Source organism: Flagellimonas rhodophyticola (genome assembly GCF_049332665.1).
Classification (GTDB): domain Bacteria; phylum Bacteroidota; class Bacteroidia; order Flavobacteriales; family Flavobacteriaceae; genus Flagellimonas.
Genome location: NZ_CP186326.1, coordinates 3,158,412 through 3,177,101, shown reverse-complemented (window position 1 = coordinate 3,177,101; position 18,690 = coordinate 3,158,412). Strand labels below are relative to the sequence as shown.

General features: G+C 38.7%; 14 protein-coding genes. 2 read left to right on the top strand and 12 right to left on the bottom strand.

Annotated elements, in window-relative coordinates; genetic code table 11:
• Positions 1-50: 50 nt before the first annotated feature.
• The 12 genes from ACOKFG_RS14215 to ACOKFG_RS14160 all read right to left on the bottom strand — a co-directional run bounded on the left by ACOKFG_RS14215 (position 51) and on the right by ACOKFG_RS14160 (position 12,202).
• Positions 51-2,105, bottom strand: coding sequence for a DUF349 domain-containing protein (locus tag ACOKFG_RS14215; protein ID WP_298790711.1), 2,055 nt, complete (start codon positions 2,103-2,105; stop codon positions 51-53).
• Between the two features lie 142 nt (positions 2,106-2,247).
• Complete coding sequence (locus tag ACOKFG_RS14210; RefSeq protein WP_298790708.1) at positions 2,248-3,000, bottom strand: shikimate dehydrogenase family protein; 753 nt, start codon at positions 2,998-3,000, stop codon at positions 2,248-2,250.
• Positions 2,954-3,991: a DUF368 domain-containing protein gene (locus ACOKFG_RS14205; protein WP_298790707.1), complete on the bottom strand. Its 1,038-nt coding sequence runs from the start codon at positions 3,989-3,991 to the stop codon at positions 2,954-2,956. Before ACOKFG_RS14205 ends, ACOKFG_RS14210 begins: the two co-directional genes overlap by 47 nt.
• Positions 3,992-4,008: 17 nt before the next feature.
• A complete protein-coding gene (locus ACOKFG_RS14200) occupies positions 4,009-4,926 on the bottom strand; it encodes a DUF368 domain-containing protein (protein ID WP_298790705.1) in 918 nt (305 codons plus the stop codon).
• A gap of 24 nt (positions 4,927-4,950) precedes the next feature.
• The gene (locus ACOKFG_RS14195) at positions 4,951-6,351 is read right to left on the bottom strand and encodes a tetratricopeptide repeat protein (RefSeq protein ID WP_298790703.1); all 1,401 of its coding nucleotides are present in this window, start codon (positions 6,349-6,351) and stop codon (positions 4,951-4,953) included.
• Between the two features lie 86 nt (positions 6,352-6,437).
• Positions 6,438-7,634 (bottom strand): aspartate aminotransferase family protein, encoded by a 1,197-nt coding sequence (locus ACOKFG_RS14190; RefSeq protein ID WP_298790701.1) that lies wholly within the window; start codon positions 7,632-7,634, stop codon positions 6,438-6,440.
• A gap of 5 nt (positions 7,635-7,639) precedes the next feature.
• Positions 7,640-9,313 carry an OstA-like protein gene (locus tag ACOKFG_RS14185; protein ID WP_422862193.1) on the bottom strand — a complete coding sequence of 558 codons (1,674 nt, stop codon included), beginning with the start codon at positions 9,311-9,313 and terminating at the stop codon, positions 7,640-7,642.
• 128 nt (positions 9,314-9,441) lie between these two features.
• Positions 9,442-9,729: a hypothetical protein gene (locus ACOKFG_RS14180; protein ID WP_299485926.1), complete on the bottom strand. Its 288-nt coding sequence runs from the start codon at positions 9,727-9,729 to the stop codon at positions 9,442-9,444.
• A 47-nt stretch (positions 9,730-9,776) separates the two neighbouring features.
• A complete protein-coding gene (locus tag ACOKFG_RS14175; RefSeq protein ID WP_299485924.1) occupies positions 9,777-10,154 on the bottom strand; it encodes a DUF1428 domain-containing protein in 378 nt (125 codons plus the stop codon).
• A 37-nt stretch (positions 10,155-10,191) separates the two neighbouring features.
• Positions 10,192-11,109 (bottom strand): AraC family transcriptional regulator, encoded by a 918-nt coding sequence (locus ACOKFG_RS14170; RefSeq protein ID WP_299485922.1) that lies wholly within the window; start codon positions 11,107-11,109, stop codon positions 10,192-10,194.
• A gap of 24 nt (positions 11,110-11,133) precedes the next feature.
• Positions 11,134-11,430, bottom strand: a complete 297-nt coding sequence (locus ACOKFG_RS14165) for an antibiotic biosynthesis monooxygenase (protein ID WP_299485919.1) — start codon at positions 11,428-11,430, stop codon at positions 11,134-11,136.
• A 61-nt stretch (positions 11,431-11,491) separates the two neighbouring features.
• Positions 11,492-12,202 carry a membrane or secreted protein gene (locus tag ACOKFG_RS14160; RefSeq protein ID WP_299485917.1) on the bottom strand — a complete coding sequence of 237 codons (711 nt, stop codon included), beginning with the start codon at positions 12,200-12,202 and terminating at the stop codon, positions 11,492-11,494.
• Between the two features lie 181 nt (positions 12,203-12,383).
• On the opposite strand from ACOKFG_RS14160, the gene ACOKFG_RS14155 reads away from it, so the two are divergent.
• Both ACOKFG_RS14155 and ACOKFG_RS14150 read left to right on the top strand, forming a co-directional pair.
• Entirely contained in the window at positions 12,384-15,212 is a 2,829-nt protein-coding gene (locus tag ACOKFG_RS14155) for a triple tyrosine motif-containing protein (protein WP_299485915.1), read from the top strand.
• Between the two features lie 281 nt (positions 15,213-15,493).
• Positions 15,494-18,679: a glycoside hydrolase family 2 TIM barrel-domain containing protein gene (locus ACOKFG_RS14150; protein ID WP_299485913.1), complete on the top strand. Its 3,186-nt coding sequence runs from the start codon at positions 15,494-15,496 to the stop codon at positions 18,677-18,679.
• Positions 18,680-18,690: the final 11 nt, after the last annotated feature.

Sequence of the window (18,690 nt, the reverse complement as noted above, 5' to 3'; positions counted from 1 at the left end):
ACTTTGGGCTCGATAGGAAGGCCAGTGCTTAACTATTATAAAGAAAGGACTTACTCTTCTTCGTTGCTCTTAGCTTCCTCTTCCTTATTACGATTGTTTTTAAGGATATTGAGTTTTTTCAACTTAGCCTGCCAAGTTTCCAATGATTCCCTATGGCGGTCAATGTTTTTGACGACATCCTTTACTAAAGGATTATCCTCAGAAGCATTGGAGAAAAATTGGAGATTGTTTTCCAACTGTCTGATTTCGGACTTGCTCTCGTCTATTTTTTTGCGGATAAAGGCTCTTTCGTTATTAATGGCAAAATCATCGTCGGCTTTTACAAGCTGTTGCATTTTATCGCCATACTTTAGAAGTTCCGACTGTTGTCTGCTTACTCCTAATTTTTTAAAGAGGGCATCCACAATCTTGTTGAACTTGCCGTTGATATGCTTTTTTCTGTACGGGATACGACCATATTGTTTCCATTCTTCCAGGAATTTTTTTAACGTCTCAATATCTTTTTCTTGGTCCCCGCTTAGCTGAAAGGCTTTCAAACGCTCCAAACAGGCGCTTTTCTTTTCTAAATTTTCGTACTCTTCTTTTTGGGAATCATTTTTATCCGAATGTAAGCGGTCGAAGTAATGATTGCATGCACTTTTGAATTCGTTCCAGATTTTATCTGAATATTTGCGAGGCACATGACCTATTTTCTTCCATTCGCTTTGTATACGCTTCATCTCAGGGGTAGCCATATCCCAATCCTCGCTATCCTTTAGGGCAATTGCAAGACCCAAAAGCGCTTTTTTCTTTTCAAGATTGTCAAGCTGGTCCTTTTTCTGGTTTTTATAGAAAGAATTCTTGTTTCTATTAAAGTTTCTGACCGCTTCTTTAAAGGCACTCCACGTCTCTTCGTTCACCTTTTGCGGAACTTTTCCGGCTTTGAAGAATGCTTCTCGAAGTACTTCTATTTCCTTTATCTGTTGCTGAAGTGCTCTATGGTTGCTTGAAACATTTTCCGCGATGCTGGTAATTGAAGCAATAATCTCATGCTTTTTTTCCAGATTTTTCTCGTAATCTTTTTCTAATTCCTGAAAATGTTCTTGCCTACGGTTGTGCATCGCCTTGGTGGCATTGCTAAAGCGTTCCCATACTTCTTCCCGTTGCTCTTTACCCACAGGACCAATATCCTCTTTCCAAATTTTATGCAACATTTGGAGTTCGCGAAAGGCTTTGTTGATATCTGGTTCCTTTGCTAGCGCTTCCGCCTTTTCAACCAATTTCAGCTTTTCTTCTAGGTTGTGCTTAAAATCAAGATCCCGAAGTTCCCTGTTTAGGTGAAGAAAATCGTAGAAAATCTCCATATGATGATGGTAAGTGCGCCATACATCATTGTAGTTTTTTCGAGGAACAGGACCGGCATTCCGCCAGTTTTCCTGCAGTTCTTTAAAATTTTTATATGTCGTGTTGATATCTTCTTCAACATTCACAAGCCCCTTGAGCTGTTCAATGATATCAAGTCTTTTTTCTAGATTGCTCTTGAGGTTTTGTTCTAGTTGCTTGTAGTATTGATCTCTTTTTTCTCGAAATTCAGAGTAAACCTCGTTAAACTGCCGCTTGGCAACTGAGTTATATCTAAAATCTATTTCATTTCCGCCGTTGGCGACAAATTCTTCCTTTTTATGTTCTAAAAATTCTTGAAATTTTTGGTCAAACTCATATTTGATGGAGCTGACATGTTTGCTTATGGCCTGAATCTTTTCATTTTTCACCAAGCGCTGCAACTCGCCCACAAGATTCTCCATTGACATGGCGTGGTAATCCAACATTGGAATATGATGTCTCTTTTCATTTTCCACATCTTCCGCATCCTCCGCATTCGATTCTTCAATTTCCTCTATATGGTCATCGGCCTCCTCTTCTTCGTTTGAAGTAGTGCTTTCTTGAGTTTCATCAGAGACGTCAGCCTCAGGTTTTGAATCCTCTTTTTCCTTATCTGTTATTACTGGCTCTTCGGATGTTGTTGGTTCAGAATTGGGGTTTTCTTTCGCTGTTGTTTCTACGTTATCCGCTATATGCTCAGTACCACCTTCAGTTTCCTGAAGTTTTTGCTCCTTTTCCTGCATCAGTAGTTGCTTTTCCTATGATTGACGATAATTATAGCCAAGTTAACAACTATATTATCCACTACCAAAGGTATTAATTCTTCTTTTGGGGGAGTTTTGTTACATATGAATCAAATGGATACAGCTTGGAAAGGGAGTTTTTTTATGAATCATTCCAGATTTGCCAAGCCTTTTCAGCTTGAAATTTGAGCATATCCAAACCGTTACAAATGGCAGTGTTTTTTGTTTCACCCTCTTTTAAAAAAGCGCTTTTCTCAGGATTGTAGATTAAATCAAACAAAAGATGTTCATTACTTAAAAATTGATACGGGATAGGTGGTTTTTCGTTAATATTGGGGTGTGTGCCAAGGGGAGTACAGTTAATGATGAGTTGATTTGATGTGATGATTCTTTCATCAAGCTCTGCATACGAAAGTTGCTTTTCTTTTTTTGTTCTTGAAACATAGGTGTGGTCAATCTCCAGTTGCTCTAATACAAATCGTATTGCTTTTGATGCACCACCTGTTCCTAAAATCAAGGCTTTCGTATGATGGGGCTTTAAAAAGGGTTCCAATGATTTTTGGAATCCATAAGCATCCGTGTTGTAACCAATGAGCCCATTTTGGGTGATTTTTACGGTGTTTACAGCACCTATTTCTTTTGCAATGGGGTCCAAAGCGGATAAAAACGGAATTACTTCTTCCTTATATGGAATTGTGACATTAAAACCCTTTGGGTCTTGTTCCTTCAAGATAGTTTCTAAGTCAGAAATTTCGGGAATATCATAATTTTCGTAGCTATAATCCGAAAGACCTAATTCTTCAAACTTTGAAGTAAAATATCTTTGGGAAAAGGAATATGAAATTTCCTTACCTAGAAGCCCGAATCTGTTTTTTTTCTTTCCTGTTTTTTCCATACCAATCCAAAGCCAATAATACCAAAATTCCTAGAACCACAAAAAGTACCGCCCACCAAGTTTCGGCAATGGCCAAATTTGGAAAATAGCGTTCGTAGTTAAGCACAATTTTATCTCCATTGCTATCGATCAAAGTGGTGCCTACTTCATCCAATTTAAAAATAGTCCTTTTCCAAGGCCAAACGACGCCTAGTGAACCTGTTATAAAACCTAAAATTACAGCGGTTGAGATTTCTTTAAAGTGTTTGAGTACATAACTCAACAAATGTGAAAAGGTGACCAACCCCGTTGCCGAACCCAATGTGAAAACAGCTAATATTTTAAGGGTTTCCATTCTTTTTTCGTTGTTGACAAAGCCAAAATCTCCTGCAAACACTTCAGAAAGCGTATCGTAAAGCGCATTTACCGAATCGACAAGCAAAAGGACGTAATTTCCTAAAAGGATAAGAATGAATGATCCCGAAAGTCCAGGTAAGGTCATACCGGAAACGCTTATAATCCCGCAAAAGAAGATAAATATCAAATTATCGTTCTGGGTAGCCGGACTTAAAAAACTAATGGAAATACCTATGATTAACCCGATTATGCCCGCTGGAACAGTTTTTTTATTCCAGTGGTGAAAGTCTTTCGCGATATAGTAGATAGACCCCAAAATCATTCCGAAGAAACCTGCCCAGACAAAAAGTTCTTTTTGAGCCAGAAAATAATCCAATACCCTTGATATACTGAAATAGCTAACCAGCATACCAAAAATCAATAGAAGCAAAAATTGCCCATTGGTATATCGATAAAAACTCTTGAACCTCCCGTTAAAAAGGAGCTTAAAGGCTTTGGAATTTATTTTTTGAAGGGAATAAATGAATTCTTCATAAAACCCACCCACAAAAGCAACGATTCCTCCAGAAACACCAGGAACCTTGTTGGCGGCTCCCATACAAAGTCCTTTTATCACCAAAAAAAAATTATCCAGAAGTGTTCTAGGCTGATGCATTTGAAAATAGGGTGTTCTTATTTTTTGGAAGCAACTTTTTCCAAGATAAAAATAAGCGAAAAACCTATCAATGCTAAGATTACGGCAAGTATTAATTGATTGTCACCTTCAAAGGCTGAGGGCCAAACGTTTATGTCATCGACAACTACGGTTTTATCACCAAAGGTTTTGGTTTCCAATACCTTTTTCCAGGGCCAAACTTGATTAATTGAACCAATTATTAGTCCCGTAAGGACGGCAAAGGTCTGGAAGTGATATTTACTGAGCAACCATTTTAAAATTTTTGAAAAACTAAGCAAACCAATTACAGCTCCAGATACAAAAATTAGAACTTTTTTTACATCAAAATCGGCAATAGCGGTACTTAAAGTACTATATGCACCTAATAATATTAAAATGAAGGTTCCCGAGATTCCGGGAAGAATCATTGCACATATGGCAATTGCTGCACAAAAGAAAAAGTAAGTCAAATTCCCGTTTGCTTCTGCCGTAGGCAATGTGGTCAAAAAATATCCAAATCCAATTCCAATAACTAAAAATAGTATCAAAATGGGAGTCCATTTAGGAATTTGCTTGCCCATATACCAAATACTGGCTACAATAAGACCAAGAAAAAAAGACCAAATCAATATTGGATGATACTCCAGTAAGTATTTGGCTAATTTCATGAAGGAGACATAACTTGCTAAAACTCCTATTCCCAGTGCTAGAACAAAATTTGCGTTGGCTTTGTTCCAAAAAGCTTTAAACTTTCCTTGAAAAAGCAACTTAAATAACTCCAAATTAATGTTACTGATTGTTCCAACAAGCTCTTCGTAAATTCCAGAAACAAGTGCAATTGTTCCGCCAGAAACACCGGGAACGGCATCTGCTGCACCCATGGCCATTCCTTTTAGTGTGATGAGCACATAATCTTTAAATTGGCGTACTTTCATAAATTGGGTAATGGAATAGAGGGTTTAAGTGGAAGCCTTTTTAATTTCAGAGACCAAAGTTTGCAGCCATTTTACTTTATTGAACTCAGGAAATTCATTTTCGAATATTTGTAATTTATCAATATCGAGTTGCATGGCCTCTGCCAGTTTTTCCTTAGCACTTAGCACTTCACCACTTTTGAGATACATACCCGCCAACTTAAACACCAGTTCAGCACTTTCCGGATAAAACTCCAGCCCTTGAACTAAAACCTGTATAGAGGAGCTAAAATCTCCTGTGTTTTTGAGAACATCGGCCCAGTTGTTCCAGGTGTCAAATTCGTAGTTACCCAAATCAACCGTTTGTTTATAGGCAAAATCAGCCTCGTCAAAATTCTTGAGAGCAGCATAAATTTTAGCACTTCGTTTCCAATAGGTTGGATTTTCACCATCTATGTTTATGGCCTTATTGATATAATAGAGTGCTTTCTCATAGTTGCCCAGCTTGTAATGGAAATCAGTTATAGCTAGCCATCCTTTGTCCAAAAGAGGGTCTTCGTGCACAGTATTGTAATAGTAATATTTTGCCAAATCATTATTGCCCAATTTTTCATGACACCGGCCAATTCTTAAATAGGCGTGTGATGTTGGATCCTCAATAGATATGGTGGTCTCGTAGTTTTCGATGGCCTCATTGTATCTACCCAATTTTTCCAGGACCTTACCTTTTTCAAAATAGGCGCCGATGAAAGAATCATCGGAAATTATAGCAAAATCAAAAGCGGTCAAAGCTTCTTGGTACATGTTGATGATGTAGTACATTTTGCCTAACTGATGCCAAGCCACTTCACAATAGGGGCTATCTTCCAAATAGTCGTTGAGATAGTGAATGGCGCCGTCAAAATCCTCTAAGAATTCAAAACAATACACAACATTGTATAAAGAGGAATAGTCACTTTGGTCAAACTCAACACATTTCATAAAACTGCGTTTGGCCAGTTCAAAATCATCCATAAAAAGGTACTCCATACCTAACAATGAGTGAACATCAAAACTATCTTCGGCAAGGTTCAGTGCCTCTAAAAGCAGATTTATAGCACCAGGATGGTTGTCTTGTTTAGATTGAATATTGGCGCGTTGAATATAGATTTCTTCGTTGTTGGAGTCAATGTTCTGGAGTTGGTCCAACATTTTTTCAGCCTCGTCATATTTATCCTCAAAAACCATTACTTCGACCTGTAATAACTTTAATTCCAAAGAGTTGGGGTGTTGTTCCAGTCCAATTTGGATGGCCTTTTTACCCAGAGAAACCTTTCCGTTATTAAGATAGTGGTGAATAATTTCCTCAAAGTCCTCCGCGTCAAAGAAATACACGTCATCTGTTTTGAGCATGGACTCAAATTTGCTGATGGACTTGTCAGGATTTTCGTTAGAATCTAACGCCATAGGAACGTGTTTGGTTTAACTATGGACTTAAAATTAGCCGTTTGTGGGCATCATTAAGTCGTTGTCAGGGGTATGTTATCAACAATTTAGTTAACAGGGATAGGCTTGTATGCGTCTAAAACACTGATAATTCGCTCACACCCATCAGTAATTTCTTTTTCAGAAATTGTCAAAGGTGGCGATATTCTAACCGCTTTTGGTTCAAAAAGCAACCAGAAAAGTATAAGTCTTTCCTTAGCTGCTTCCAGTACCAAATAATTGGCAATTTCCGGTTTCTCAAAGAGCAACGCAAGCATCAACCCTTTACCCCTTATTTCCTTAATCAAAGGATGTACCAAACGGGTTCGGAAAAGTTTTTCTTTTATAGAGGTGTGTTCAATTATCTGACTTTCAGTGATTTCCTCCAAAGTAGCCAAACTGGCAGCAGCAATTACTGGATTACCGCCAAAAGTGGTGATGTGACCAAGTTTTGGACTTACTTGAAGGGAATCCATCATTTTCTTGGAAGCAACGAATGCTCCAACTGGAAGACCTGAAGCCATTCCCTTACCAATGACCAATATATCTGGGACACAATTGTAGTGTTCAAAAGCGAAAAGTTTTCCAGTTCTTCCAAAACCCGGTTGTATCTCATCAAGAATCAGAAGGGCACCAACCTCATCGCAGCGTTTTCTTACCTTTTCAAGGTACCCGTCTGAAGGAAGAATAAAACCAGCTCCCCCTTGAATAGTTTCAAGAATTACCGCGGCTGTTCTGTCAGTGATTTTTTCAAGATCAGATGCCAAGTTGAACTGAATAAAGCTCACATCTGGAATTAATGGTCTAAAAGCACTTTTCCGCTCCTCATAGCCCATCAAACTCAAACTGCCCATGGTATTCCCGTGATAGGCATGGTTTGCTGAGATTAACTGGGAACGCCCGGTTACTCTGCGAGCCAATTTGATGGCCCCTTCAATGGCTTCGGTACCAGAGTTGACCAAATAGGTGGTTTCTAAGTTTGGTGGCAGTAGAGAGGCAAGTAGTTTGGTATAGGCCACGGCTGGTCCTTGGATATATTCGCCATATACCATAACATGCATATACTTTTCCGCCTGTTCTTTTATGGCATTGACCACTTTGGGATGGCCATGTCCCAAGCTGCACGCAGAGACTCCGGCAACAAAATCCAGGTGAGCGTTCCCTTCCGTGTCATGGATATAACTTCCTTCTGCATGCGAAATCTCCAAACCAAGGGGATGTGGAGTGGTCTGAGCTTGATATTTAAGGAAGTCTTCTTTTGACATGAGGGTTATTGCACTTTTTTAACCTCGGGCTTTTTTGGTTTGGTAGCTTGGGTATTGGGAGTTTTAATCACCGTTCCACCACCTTTTTTCTGCCGCTCTTGTTCTTCAGCATCGATGTCAATGGGATTGTCAATTCCGCGAATTTTCACCAATTCGATATTGTTGTCGTCCTCATCAAAAATGTCCTCTTTGGTAAGAATGCGCTCATCGCCACGCCATACGAAGCCTTTTAACTTTCGACTTTCTACCGGAAGGTCAGTCTCCGGAAAAATATCTCCATCTGGATTGATGAAAAAGGTAATATCTTCAATATCGTTGTTGGCCATTTCCAGTCGAATTTTGCTGCAAATCGTCTTATCAATTCCTACCAGCTCATCATCATCATTATATACATAGTAGATTACCTCTGTATTCTTGATTAAATCAATGATTTTAAGTTCATTTTCAATGAATTTTCCAAAGAGGTCTTTTCCCTTGGCTTGATTATATCCCTTTTTTCCAATGGTGTCAAATGAAATAATGAAAGCATTTTCAAGCACTTTTAGAGAGTCCAATTTATCCGTTTTCTTGTCGGATATTAAATGGATACTATCTCCAGTTATCTGGTTCTCCACATTCCAAATGATAGGGTCGGTAATTAGTTCTGTAACACCGGTTGCTTCACTAAAATGAATGGAATCGCATTTCCCACTTAGGTCCGTTTTGTAAAATTTTGCATTACGGAAAGCCCTAATTATTCTTTCCTCAGGTTTACCGGTGGCCATTAGCGTATCTCCATGCATATAGAGCGAATCTTGCTGCACAAGACTTATGGTAACTGCTCTTTTTGTGGCAAAAACGGAGTCATTTTCTTTGAAAACTTCAGCATAATGTGCCCTTATAACCCCATTATTGATAGTATCGGTGATTTTTATGTTGTTAGTAGCGGAAGCGAAAGAGGTCACTTTGTCAAAATATAGACTGTCGCCTTCAATAATCTTGTTGTCATAATTGATGGTGGTGTTTTTAACCCCATAACCCTGCTCAATTTTCGTATCGTAAAACCCACGCTCGCAGTAAATCTGATAGTCCTCACCAACTATAGTTGAAGGTCCGTACATATATGCATTCTTCGAAATCCTATAGTAATCGAGTTGTTCTGAATCTATGATATACTCGGGATTGTCGATATGTACTTTTTTTCGGAACTGCACTTTTTTAAGTTCCATAAAATAATTACCGATGATACTGGTAAGGACATTGGCGGAATCGACCACTTTTCCACCTGAACGGTAATAGGATAACTGATTTTCCCGATCAAAATACAACGTGTCTGTTGTCAAGGTCATTTGTCCATCCGTTAGATCGACGTTTTCCCAAGCTTTGGCCAGTTTGGTATTACCGTCATAATCGATTTTACCACTGTTCATTTCGATAGAATCCCCTTGCTGCAGGCGAATGTTCCCAATGGCTCTTAAACGATTTTCTGCAGAATAAAAAATGGCAATGTCACACCACAGGTCGGCACCCTGGTGTTCGAACTGGACTTGACGCTCATCGTCCTTACTGAATATGGAAGCTCCTGGATATTTTTCCTCATTTTTGGTGAAATTGGCCCCATACACAATGTTAATCTGTCTTCCTTCTGTTGGAGCAGGAGCATCTTGCCCAAATGTTATAAAAAAGGACAGGGCAATTATGAAAAAAGAAACGATCTTCAATCCATCAAATTTTGCCCAAAAGTAGGGTTTTTGGCCAAAGTATGCATAGGCATTTAGAAAGCTTTAATATGAAAACCACATACCTCGACCTAGGATAGTCTTTGAATTTATTTTCTAAGTTGGAAAAGAATATCCATAATTTCAATATTTGGAGCTTCAGTGATTTCATAAGCTCCCGGAATACTAGCTGCTAATTCGGATATTCGATAGGCATTTAACGATTCCTGGGAATCCCAGATATAAATTCCTCCATATTGCCCAGGTTGGTCAAGTTTTACATAGTATTTCTGCAAAAGACCTTTAAGAGCTTGAAACTGTGGTTCTCGTTCTTTAGCTCTTTTTAATAATTCTGCTTCCGGCAGCAGAGATTTTAGTTTGATTACTTGAATTATCATAATATTTTGTTTAAAAGTTGGTTGTTTTTTGCAAATGGGTGATTTAATCAGATGAGCGGTTGAAATCCGCCATACGCCATTCTGGTCGCATCAAAAATAACTTGGGATGAATCTATTAATGGGGCTATTAGGTCCACCATTCTTGGGTCTGCAGAGACCTGTTCGTTCGCAAGGTCTCGAGCTTCCCGTGAATCGAAAACAACCCAACCAAAAATGATAACCTCATCCTTTTTGGCATCAATAGCATGAAGAAAAGAACGTGTTCCTTCCAATTTTAAATCGTCACCAACGTATTCAAAGTATTCTAGTGCGCCATGTTCCTTCCAAATCTTTGCAACCTCTATAGCCGCCTGTTTGTATTGGTTGAGGTGATTCTTTGGTATGGGAAGTACAAATCCATCGATATAATTGCTGCTATTTTCCATTGTTTAAGTTGTTTGATATTCACATTGTTATAAAGATTTATTCTACAGGAATATACAAATCCACAATGAATTTGTTCTCAGGATGTTCCCTAAAATCATTGTGATAAATTTCAAAGGGATTTTCTGGGCTTTTCTTATATCCATTTTCGTTCATCCATACAAAAAGGCCTGTCCATGCTTTTTCAAATTCGTTTGGAGTTATCTCAAAACGCCCTACGATACATTTGGATTTGTTAATGGTTAATCGGTTGATTTCACCATCAGTTTCAAAAGGCTTTTTCGTAAGTAAAAATATACTCATGCGGACTTTGTCCAGAGCAGTAACTTTAGCACTATCATAGAATACCCTTCCAAGCCTGGCTTCTGGATCTTGTAATAAATCTTTTGGTGTGGCCCAGTGAATAATTTTTTCAAAAGCAGTTTCAACACCATTCATTCCAATATGGGTTACTCCGGCTGCGTTCAATTCAGGGATTTCTTTGATTTCGATTTTTGCATGCATTTCTATCCAGTTTTTAAGATTGTTGATGATGCAAATGTATTTTTCGCTATCGGGATAGTTTTGACCATTCTTGCTATTCAGTTGACGAATCTTGCTAAACCTATTTGGGTTTTGTTTTCGAAACTCCGTGGGGCTGACATTATAATATTTTCTAAAAGCTCTTGTATAGGCTGAAACTTGACTGAAGCCGAATTTGTGCGCTATTTCAGTTGTAGGGATGGTTTTATGAAGTAAATCCAACGCTGATTTCTCTATTCTTCGCCGAGTTACATATTGATTTAAGGTTTCACCGGTGATAAATTTGAACACACGATGAAAATGGTATGGTGAGAAAAAAGCAACTTCAGAAATAGTGTTCAACGATAAATCGCCGTGCAGGTTTTCATCAATATATTCAAAAACCCTATTGATACGATTCTTATAATCTGTTGTTATTTCTCTATTACCTGTCATATTTCGCTAAGCTCTCAGCGATTCTTACTTTGTAAAATCGTCTACTTCGTTATAGATTTCCACGGAAACCCGCTCACCCAAATCATGCATGGAGCCCATTTGACTATGATTGCCTTCGTGCCAAAATTGTTTCCAATCATTAAAAGAATCCCATCTAGCAATGGTCATTATTGCAGTGGAATCTTCATGGTTTTGTAACATGAAACTACCTCTTGCCCCTTTAACCTCTTCGTGAATCTTATTTGTGGTTTTTTTCCATGTCTCAATAAAAAGCTCCAATTTTTCTGGAGCTACTTTCCAGCTATATAGTATTCGTACCATTATTATGATTTTGGGAACTTTTCATTTTTTGCTAACCATGGGTTGTCCTTGCTAAATACAATTACTTCCTAGTGCTCCAAATTTCATAAATAGGGTCTCCTTTGCTGGATAAACCAGAGTGGTGCCATTTTCCATCAATCAACTCATAATTAAATTCTAAGCTCAATCCAGCTTTTGAATCGTCCCTTGAAAAGAATTCGATGTTTTCGGCATATTTACCATTTAAAGTGGTGTACGTTCCCCCTCCGGTCCCCATGAACTGTTTTGTTTCTGTATTGTACGCTATCCATTGAAATCGGGTCCCGGATAAAATTTTCATGGTTTTTCTTGGTCTATTGGTATCGCGCACTTGGGTTTTACCATCTCTAATTCTGCCGGACATTAACCAAGCACCTTGCAATTTACCAGGTGTTCCATTATCCAATCTGGTTAATTTCATTTCCGAACCAGCAATCTGAATGGTATTTTCAGTAATAATTACCTCGAAACTTACTTCAGAATCTACGCGTGAAGGATTATCAGTGTCAAATTCTACTTTCTCGGTCATCATATCACCTTCTAATTTCCATGTGCCACCGTTGGAATGAACAAATTTTCCTGATGTTGCATTGTATATGCTGATTACTTGATAGCCATCGGCAAAAATAACCACGTTTTTGAGTTTGTCCCCATTCTCAGAAGTTGAATAGCCCTCCCAGGCGCCGATAATACTCTGAGCTTTAATTCCGAACGATAGGAAAGTACAAATAAGCAATGCTGTTATCTTTTTCATAAACTGATGTTTTTTAGAACGACTACTGATAAGTTTGTTTAAATAAATAAATTTACTCTTCGGGTAATCATAAAATGATTTTATGTACTTTAAATGTACGGAAGTTGATTTTGTTTAACCCTACAAACCTATTAGTACACTTTTTTTTGTATTTGCTTAAACAAAGTGACCCCCGACTAACTTGGAATTAAATTCTGTGATTAAACCAGGGCACATTCTATTATGTATTGCACTTACCCTATGTAGTATAGGGTTTACCCAAGAACTCCCCCCCACACAAAATTTTTCACCTTCTGAATATGGTGCGGAAAGTCAAAACTGGGCGATATCTCAAAGCATCGACAAAAAAATCTATGTAGCCAATAACAACGGACTGCTTGAGTTTAATGGCGCTTCGTGGACCTTATATCCTTCACCAAATGAATCCATTATTAGATCTGTAAAGGTAATTGGTTCAAGAATTTACACCGGATGTTACAAGGAGTTCGGCTTTTGGAAACAGGATAATAAAGGAACTCTGGAATACACTAGTTTATCTAAACAAATTAAAGCAGGCCTACTTCAAGATGAGGAGTTTTGGGGAATTCTTGAACAAGGAGAATATGTTGTTTTTCAATCACATAATCGTATTTATGTGTTTAATGTTGGAGATAATTCAGTAAATATTATTGAATCGGATGCTTTTCTGCCGAAAATATTTAGAGTTGGTCAAACCATATATTTTCAAAAAATAGGCCAGGGGATTTTTAAAATCGAGAACGGAAAGGGTGTTTTGGTTTATGGTTCAACTCAGCTGAAGGATGACGAGATAATAAATATGTTCCAAAAGAATGGAGAAATACTTGTCCTTACCAAGAACAATGGCTTTTATTCAATAGATGATAATGGACCTGTTAAATGGGAAACAGGGGTAGATGATTTGCTTTCCGAAATTAGTCTTTATAGCGGTTTACAGTTAAGCGATGGAGGGTTTGCATTGGGTACGATATCCAATGGATTAATGCTTACTGATGCAGATGGCACATTAATCGATCATGTTGATCAAACCAAAAGCTTACAAAACAATACAGTGCTATCATTATATGAAGATGTTGATAGCAATATCTGGATGGGACTGGATGTTGGAATAAGTTTCGTCAACAGTGGCTCACCATTTCGCATATATCCAGATAGTGGAGGACTGGTGGGAAGCGTCTATGCTTCGGCCATAAAAGATGGGAATTTGTATTTGGGCACTAATCAAGGGCTTTTTTACAAGACTATAGCAGGTCAATCTGAATTTAAGTTTATAGAAGGTACGCATGGACAAGTATGGTCGCTGGAGGTAATTGACGGAATCTTGTTTTGTGGCCACCACAATGGAACATATACGGTAGAAAAGGACCGGTTGAATAGAATTTCGGATGTTCAGGGAACTTGGAAGATAGGAGAGATAGCGGACAAGCCCAATCTGTTGTTGCAAGGCAACTATGATGGATTATATGTGCTGGAAAGAACGAATAATTCATGGCAGTTAAGAAATAAGATTAAGGGATTTGAACACTCCTCGCGGCATTTCGAGGTATTTGAAGATGAAGTTTTTGTAAATCATGAATATAAAGGTGTGTTTAAACTTCAATTGAGCAAAGACCTTTTGGAATTGAAAAAGATGGAGATGGATACCTTGATAAAAGGTTCGAACTCTGGCATTGTAAAGTATAAAGGGGACCTTTTATATGCCTACAGAAAAGGAATATTCAAATACGATTGGAACAAAAAAAGGTTTATAAAAGATGGCATATTGAGCAAGTTATATGTGGAGGACGAATATGTTTCAGGTAAAATGGTTTTGGACAAAAAGAATGGACATTTATGGACATTTTCTAATTCCAGTATTGGTTTTGTCCCCGGTGGGGGCTTAGGAAGTACCCCGAGCATAAAGCAAATTCCACTGACAGAGGATATGCGAAACGGCATAATCAGCTATGAAAGTGCTACCGCGCTGGATGAAGACCGATACCTATTCGGAGCTCGGTCCGGGTATCTTACAATCAATATTCACGATTTTAAGGAAAATGAGTTCAATGTCAATATTGCGAATATAAAAGGGGGAGGGAAAGACCGCAGTGAAACAGAAAAGAGCCTTATCGAACAAAACTTGAAAGGGGACTTTCAAAATTCAGAAAACAACCTGGAATTCTCGTATTATGTGCCTACGTATAACAAATATATCAAGCCACAGTATCAATATATGATGGTAGGCATATATCCCAATTGGAGTGATTGGAGCGATAATTCATCGGTAACCTTTGAAAACCTGCCCCCAGGAGACTATACCTTCAGAGTACGGGCTAAGATAGGTGAGGATATGTCCAATAATAGCGCATCATATAGTTTTAAGATTGCACGGCCTTGGTATAGTTCCAATCTGTTTTTAATCATCTATTTAATAGCGGTAATTTTGGGTTCAATTACCATTCATACTGCATATAGACGTTATTATCATAAACGCCAAGAAAAACTTATTGAGAAAAACCAACGGGAGATGGCGCTAGCCAACGCCAAAAATGAGAAGGAGATTATCAAACTCAAAAACCAACAATTAAAAGAAGAATTTAAGAGCAAGAGTAATGAACTGGCAGCCTCTACCATGAGTATCATTAAAAAGAATGAATTGCTCTCAAAAGTGAAAGAACAGTTGGCCACTAGTGTTGAAAATAAGGAGTCGGTTAAGTCAATAATCACAATTATTGATAAAAACTTAAAACAAAATGATGATTGGGAATTGTTTAAAGAAGCATTCAATAATGCAGACAGAAAGTTTTTAAAGAAATTGAAAAACTCACACCCAAGTTTATCTCCCAATGATATAAGACTGTGTGCTTACCTCCGCCTTAATTTATCCTCCAAAGAGATAGCTCCAATGTTCAATATTTCCCCTCGAAGTGTAGAGATAAAACGCTATAGATTGCGAAAAAAAATGAATTTGTCCCACGATGACAATTTGGTAGATTACATTCTCAAGCTTTAAAAAGCAACACTGCTTTCCATTTACCTCAACATTACCTATACAACTAGAAAATTTCCAGAAAATCATAAAGTCTTCATAGGCTTGCAATCCCTTTAAAAATGGGGATTTTGAGAATAATTCAAAAAATACATCAAATTATTGCCATGTATATTTTTTGTTGAGGTATTTATTATGGACTTCCTATTTTTTTAGGATATGTTTAACCATCCGAAAAATCTAAAATCGTAACCGCTTCAATGTTTTTCGATTTCGGTACGGATCAAATTAAACTAAACTCTACTATGAAAAACTATCTATTCAGATTATTACTTTTCTTGGTTGCCGTGGGTGCTTATGCACAAGCAGACAAAGTTTCTGTTGTTAGCAATGAGGAAGGAATGAAATTGGTCGTCAATGGCGAGGATTTCATGATCAACGGTATGAACTGGGATTACATTCCCATTGGAACCAATACCGTAAACGCAAATTTTTGGAAAAAGTCCGATGATGTTATTAAGGCAGGACTTGACCATGAGATGTCACTTCTCAAGAACATGGGAGTCAATGTTATTCGTCAATATACTGGCGTTCCTGCAAAATGGATACAGTATATCTACGAAAACTACGGAATCTACACCATGCTCAACCATTCTTTTGGCCGATATGGGCTGACATTGGATGGTGTATGGACTCCAGTAACCATTTATGATGATGAAAAAACCGCTGAGTTTTTAATGTCAGAAATGGAGGAGTTGGTAAATGGGTATAAGAATACCCCTGGACTACTATTGTATTTATTGGGTAACGAGAACAACTATGGCCTCTTTTGGGCCGGAGCGGAAACCGAGGATTTCCCAGATGATGAAGGAAGAATTCAATTTATTGGTGAGAGTCGAGGACGTCCTATGTATAGGTTAATGAACGAGGCTGCTAAAAAAATGAAAGCAATGGACCCTTCCCATCCAGTGGCAATTTGTAATGGAGATGTATTGTTCATTGATATTGTAGCGGAAGAATGTAAAGACGTGGATATCTATGGAACCAACACCTATCGAGGAGTATCCTTCGGTGATATGTTTCAAGTGGTTAAGGACAAACTGAATAAGCCGGTGATGTTTACAGAATTTGGTGCAGATGCTTTCAACGCAGTTGAAAACAAGGAAGACCAATTTTCCCAGGCTTATTATATGGTGGGTAACTGGAAGGAAATCTATGAAAATGCGGCAGGACTGGGAAAAGTAGAAAACTCAATTGGAGGTTTTACATTTCAGTTTAGTGATGGCTGGTGGAAATTTGGCTTTGATGACCGAAAAAATGCGGATGTCCATGACAATAATGCATCTTGGTCAAATGGCGGATATGCGAGAGATTTAGGCTCCCCAGGAGCTAATAACATGAATGAAGAGTGGTTTGGAATATGTGCCAAAGGGGCAACAAACCCACGTGGGCTTTATGAGCTCTATCCAAGAGCCGCCTATTATGCCCTGAAAGAAGCGCATCAACTCAACCCATATGCTGAAGGCATCGACCATGCCTTTGTAGAAAACCATTTCGACAATATTGAATTAATGGAAGCGGTGCTCAAGGCACGTGGCGATAAAGCCGCATTGCGCGGGGAGCAAAGTAACTTACTGCGTATAAGCAATCTTCAGGCAAAGTTCTCCACATTCAGCACAGGAGGCAGTTTAATTACCACACCTGACAATGCTGATCTAGATGACCCAAATACATTTCCAAACCAACTAGGGTTTGATCATATGCAATCCTATTTTGTTGGTATTGAAGGTAACCCTGCTCCCAATATGCGCGCAGAGGTGAATTTCAATATTCTTGGAAATGTTGCTCAGAATCCAATCAATGAAATCTTTTATGAGAATCGTGCAAGGCCTATCACGATAAGTTCGCCTCAAGGCGATGTTGTGCTTGATGACAACAATAGGTTGGCCGTATACCAAGCCGAATTCGAATGGAAGGCAAAAGAATTTGACCTTAGAGGTTTTTATAGAACCGGTCACTACCATTGGGGCTACGAGGGTGATTTCTTTGGATTGTATCCAGAAGCCAACTATGGGCCGAACTTGGATATCTACAATGGTCAGATTCTTGGAGTTGAAATCGACGGCAAAGGGGTCTTAAAAGGATTACAAGCGGCCATTGGACCACAATTGTGGTGGGGAGCCAACCCTACAATGCTCTTTAAATACAAAAAGCACATTGGAAAGTTTGACGTTACAGGGATTTACCACCGTGATTTTAAAACTGAGCTTGTCTTTGACGAAAGTGGACGACGGGTGCTGGATGCAAACCAAGTACGAAGTGGTGTGATCCCCTTTTGGCCAACCGAAAGAGCAACCTTGGGCATTGAAAGGGAGTTTGGCAAATTTGGCCTTCATGTCGGCGGTATTTGGGCTGGAAACCCTTTGAATGGAAGTACGTTCCAAGATGTAAGAGGTACTCCCGGTGACTATGTAGTTTTTGAAGATGTTGTAAACTCAGATGACAACTGGGGTGGCAAGGTAAAGCTTACGTATGAAGGTGGTAAGTTCAATTGGTACGGTCAAGGAGCAGTTATGGGACTTGTCGCGAATGGCGGCGCGGACCAGACCTTGACATTTACAGGTTGGAAGTTAAAAGATACCGGAAGCGGAAACCAAGCAAATTTCTTGACTGGATTTACCGTAGCTGCAGGAAATTTCCAAATTGCGCCCAACTTTCTCTATCAAAAACCATTGGTAGACCCAATGCCTAATGATGTAAATGCACCTGGACGCTTAAGAAACAATATTGATGATCCCTTTTCCGTCCGTGGCAACAGAGAGACCACTGCAGGTGAGATTCTATTGACCTTCGACCCGACTCCGGGTACTTGGATGTACGAATGGGACAACGACAGGGCGGAGGATGCCAAATTCGCTATGAATCTTGGATTTGTGTATCGTCATCTTCCTACAACCATTGATTCGCATATTGGTTTTAACGCTGACAGGACCTTCTTTGCTTTCCCAAATTCCATTCCCGCTGAAGATTTGTGGGAAATCCACTCCAGAATGGTTTCTAAAGTGCATTCAGACTTGGGAATCATTGGAAGCTTCTACTATGGAAATGGACAGGCAAACGGTGATAGTGAAAGATTAATCAAACGTTTTGGAGGGGATATTAGAGCCATTTATAAGAACATGAAATTCCGGACCCATGTCAAAGTGAACGATTGGGGACCTTTTGATTACCACAGGGATTTCAACCTGACGTATCCATTACAATTAATGTTGGATATATCAACCACTTTAGGTAAACCAGATTGGTTTATTCTTCCAAGTACTCAGGTGGGAATCCGGGGTACCTGGAGGTCGTTAGATCAATTTTCCCCAAGATACTTGCCAAATCAGGCTATTGAATTTGCCCCAGAACCAATTATAAGTCCAGTTGGATTTGATAATGGTAGCGAGTGGGAGATTATGACATACATACATATCAATATTGGCAAATAAAAAGACTATTA

What these genes read in the sequence shown, in the direction of transcription:
- ACOKFG_RS14205 (WP_298790707.1), bottom strand. Translation starts at nt 3,991, where the DNA reads ATGCATCAGCCTAGAACACTTCTGGATAATTTTTTTTTGGTGATAAAA.
- ACOKFG_RS14165 (WP_299485919.1), bottom strand. Translation starts at nt 11,430, where the DNA reads ATGGTACGAATACTATATAGCTGGAAAGTAGCTCCAGAAAAATTGGAG.
- ACOKFG_RS14200 (WP_298790705.1), bottom strand. Translation starts at nt 4,926, where the DNA reads ATGAAAGTACGCCAATTTAAAGATTATGTGCTCATCACACTAAAAGGA.
- ACOKFG_RS14180 (WP_299485926.1), bottom strand. Translation starts at nt 9,729, where the DNA reads ATGATAATTCAAGTAATCAAACTAAAATCTCTGCTGCCGGAAGCAGAA.
- ACOKFG_RS14170 (WP_299485922.1), bottom strand. Translation starts at nt 11,109, where the DNA reads ATGACAGGTAATAGAGAAATAACAACAGATTATAAGAATCGTATCAAT.
- ACOKFG_RS14195 (WP_298790703.1), bottom strand. Translation starts at nt 6,351, where the DNA reads ATGGCGTTAGATTCTAACGAAAATCCTGACAAGTCCATCAGCAAATTT.
- ACOKFG_RS14160 (WP_299485917.1), bottom strand. Translation starts at nt 12,202, where the DNA reads ATGAAAAAGATAACAGCATTGCTTATTTGTACTTTCCTATCGTTCGGA.
- ACOKFG_RS14150 (WP_299485913.1), top strand. Translation starts at nt 15,494, where the DNA reads ATGAAAAACTATCTATTCAGATTATTACTTTTCTTGGTTGCCGTGGGT.
- ACOKFG_RS14215 (WP_298790711.1), bottom strand. Translation starts at nt 2,105, where the DNA reads ATGCAGGAAAAGGAGCAAAAACTTCAGGAAACTGAAGGTGGTACTGAG.
- ACOKFG_RS14190 (WP_298790701.1), bottom strand. Translation starts at nt 7,634, where the DNA reads ATGTCAAAAGAAGACTTCCTTAAATATCAAGCTCAGACCACTCCACAT.
- ACOKFG_RS14175 (WP_299485924.1), bottom strand. Translation starts at nt 10,154, where the DNA reads ATGGAAAATAGCAGCAATTATATCGATGGATTTGTACTTCCCATACCA.
- ACOKFG_RS14210 (WP_298790708.1), bottom strand. Translation starts at nt 3,000, where the DNA reads ATGGAAAAAACAGGAAAGAAAAAAAACAGATTCGGGCTTCTAGGTAAG.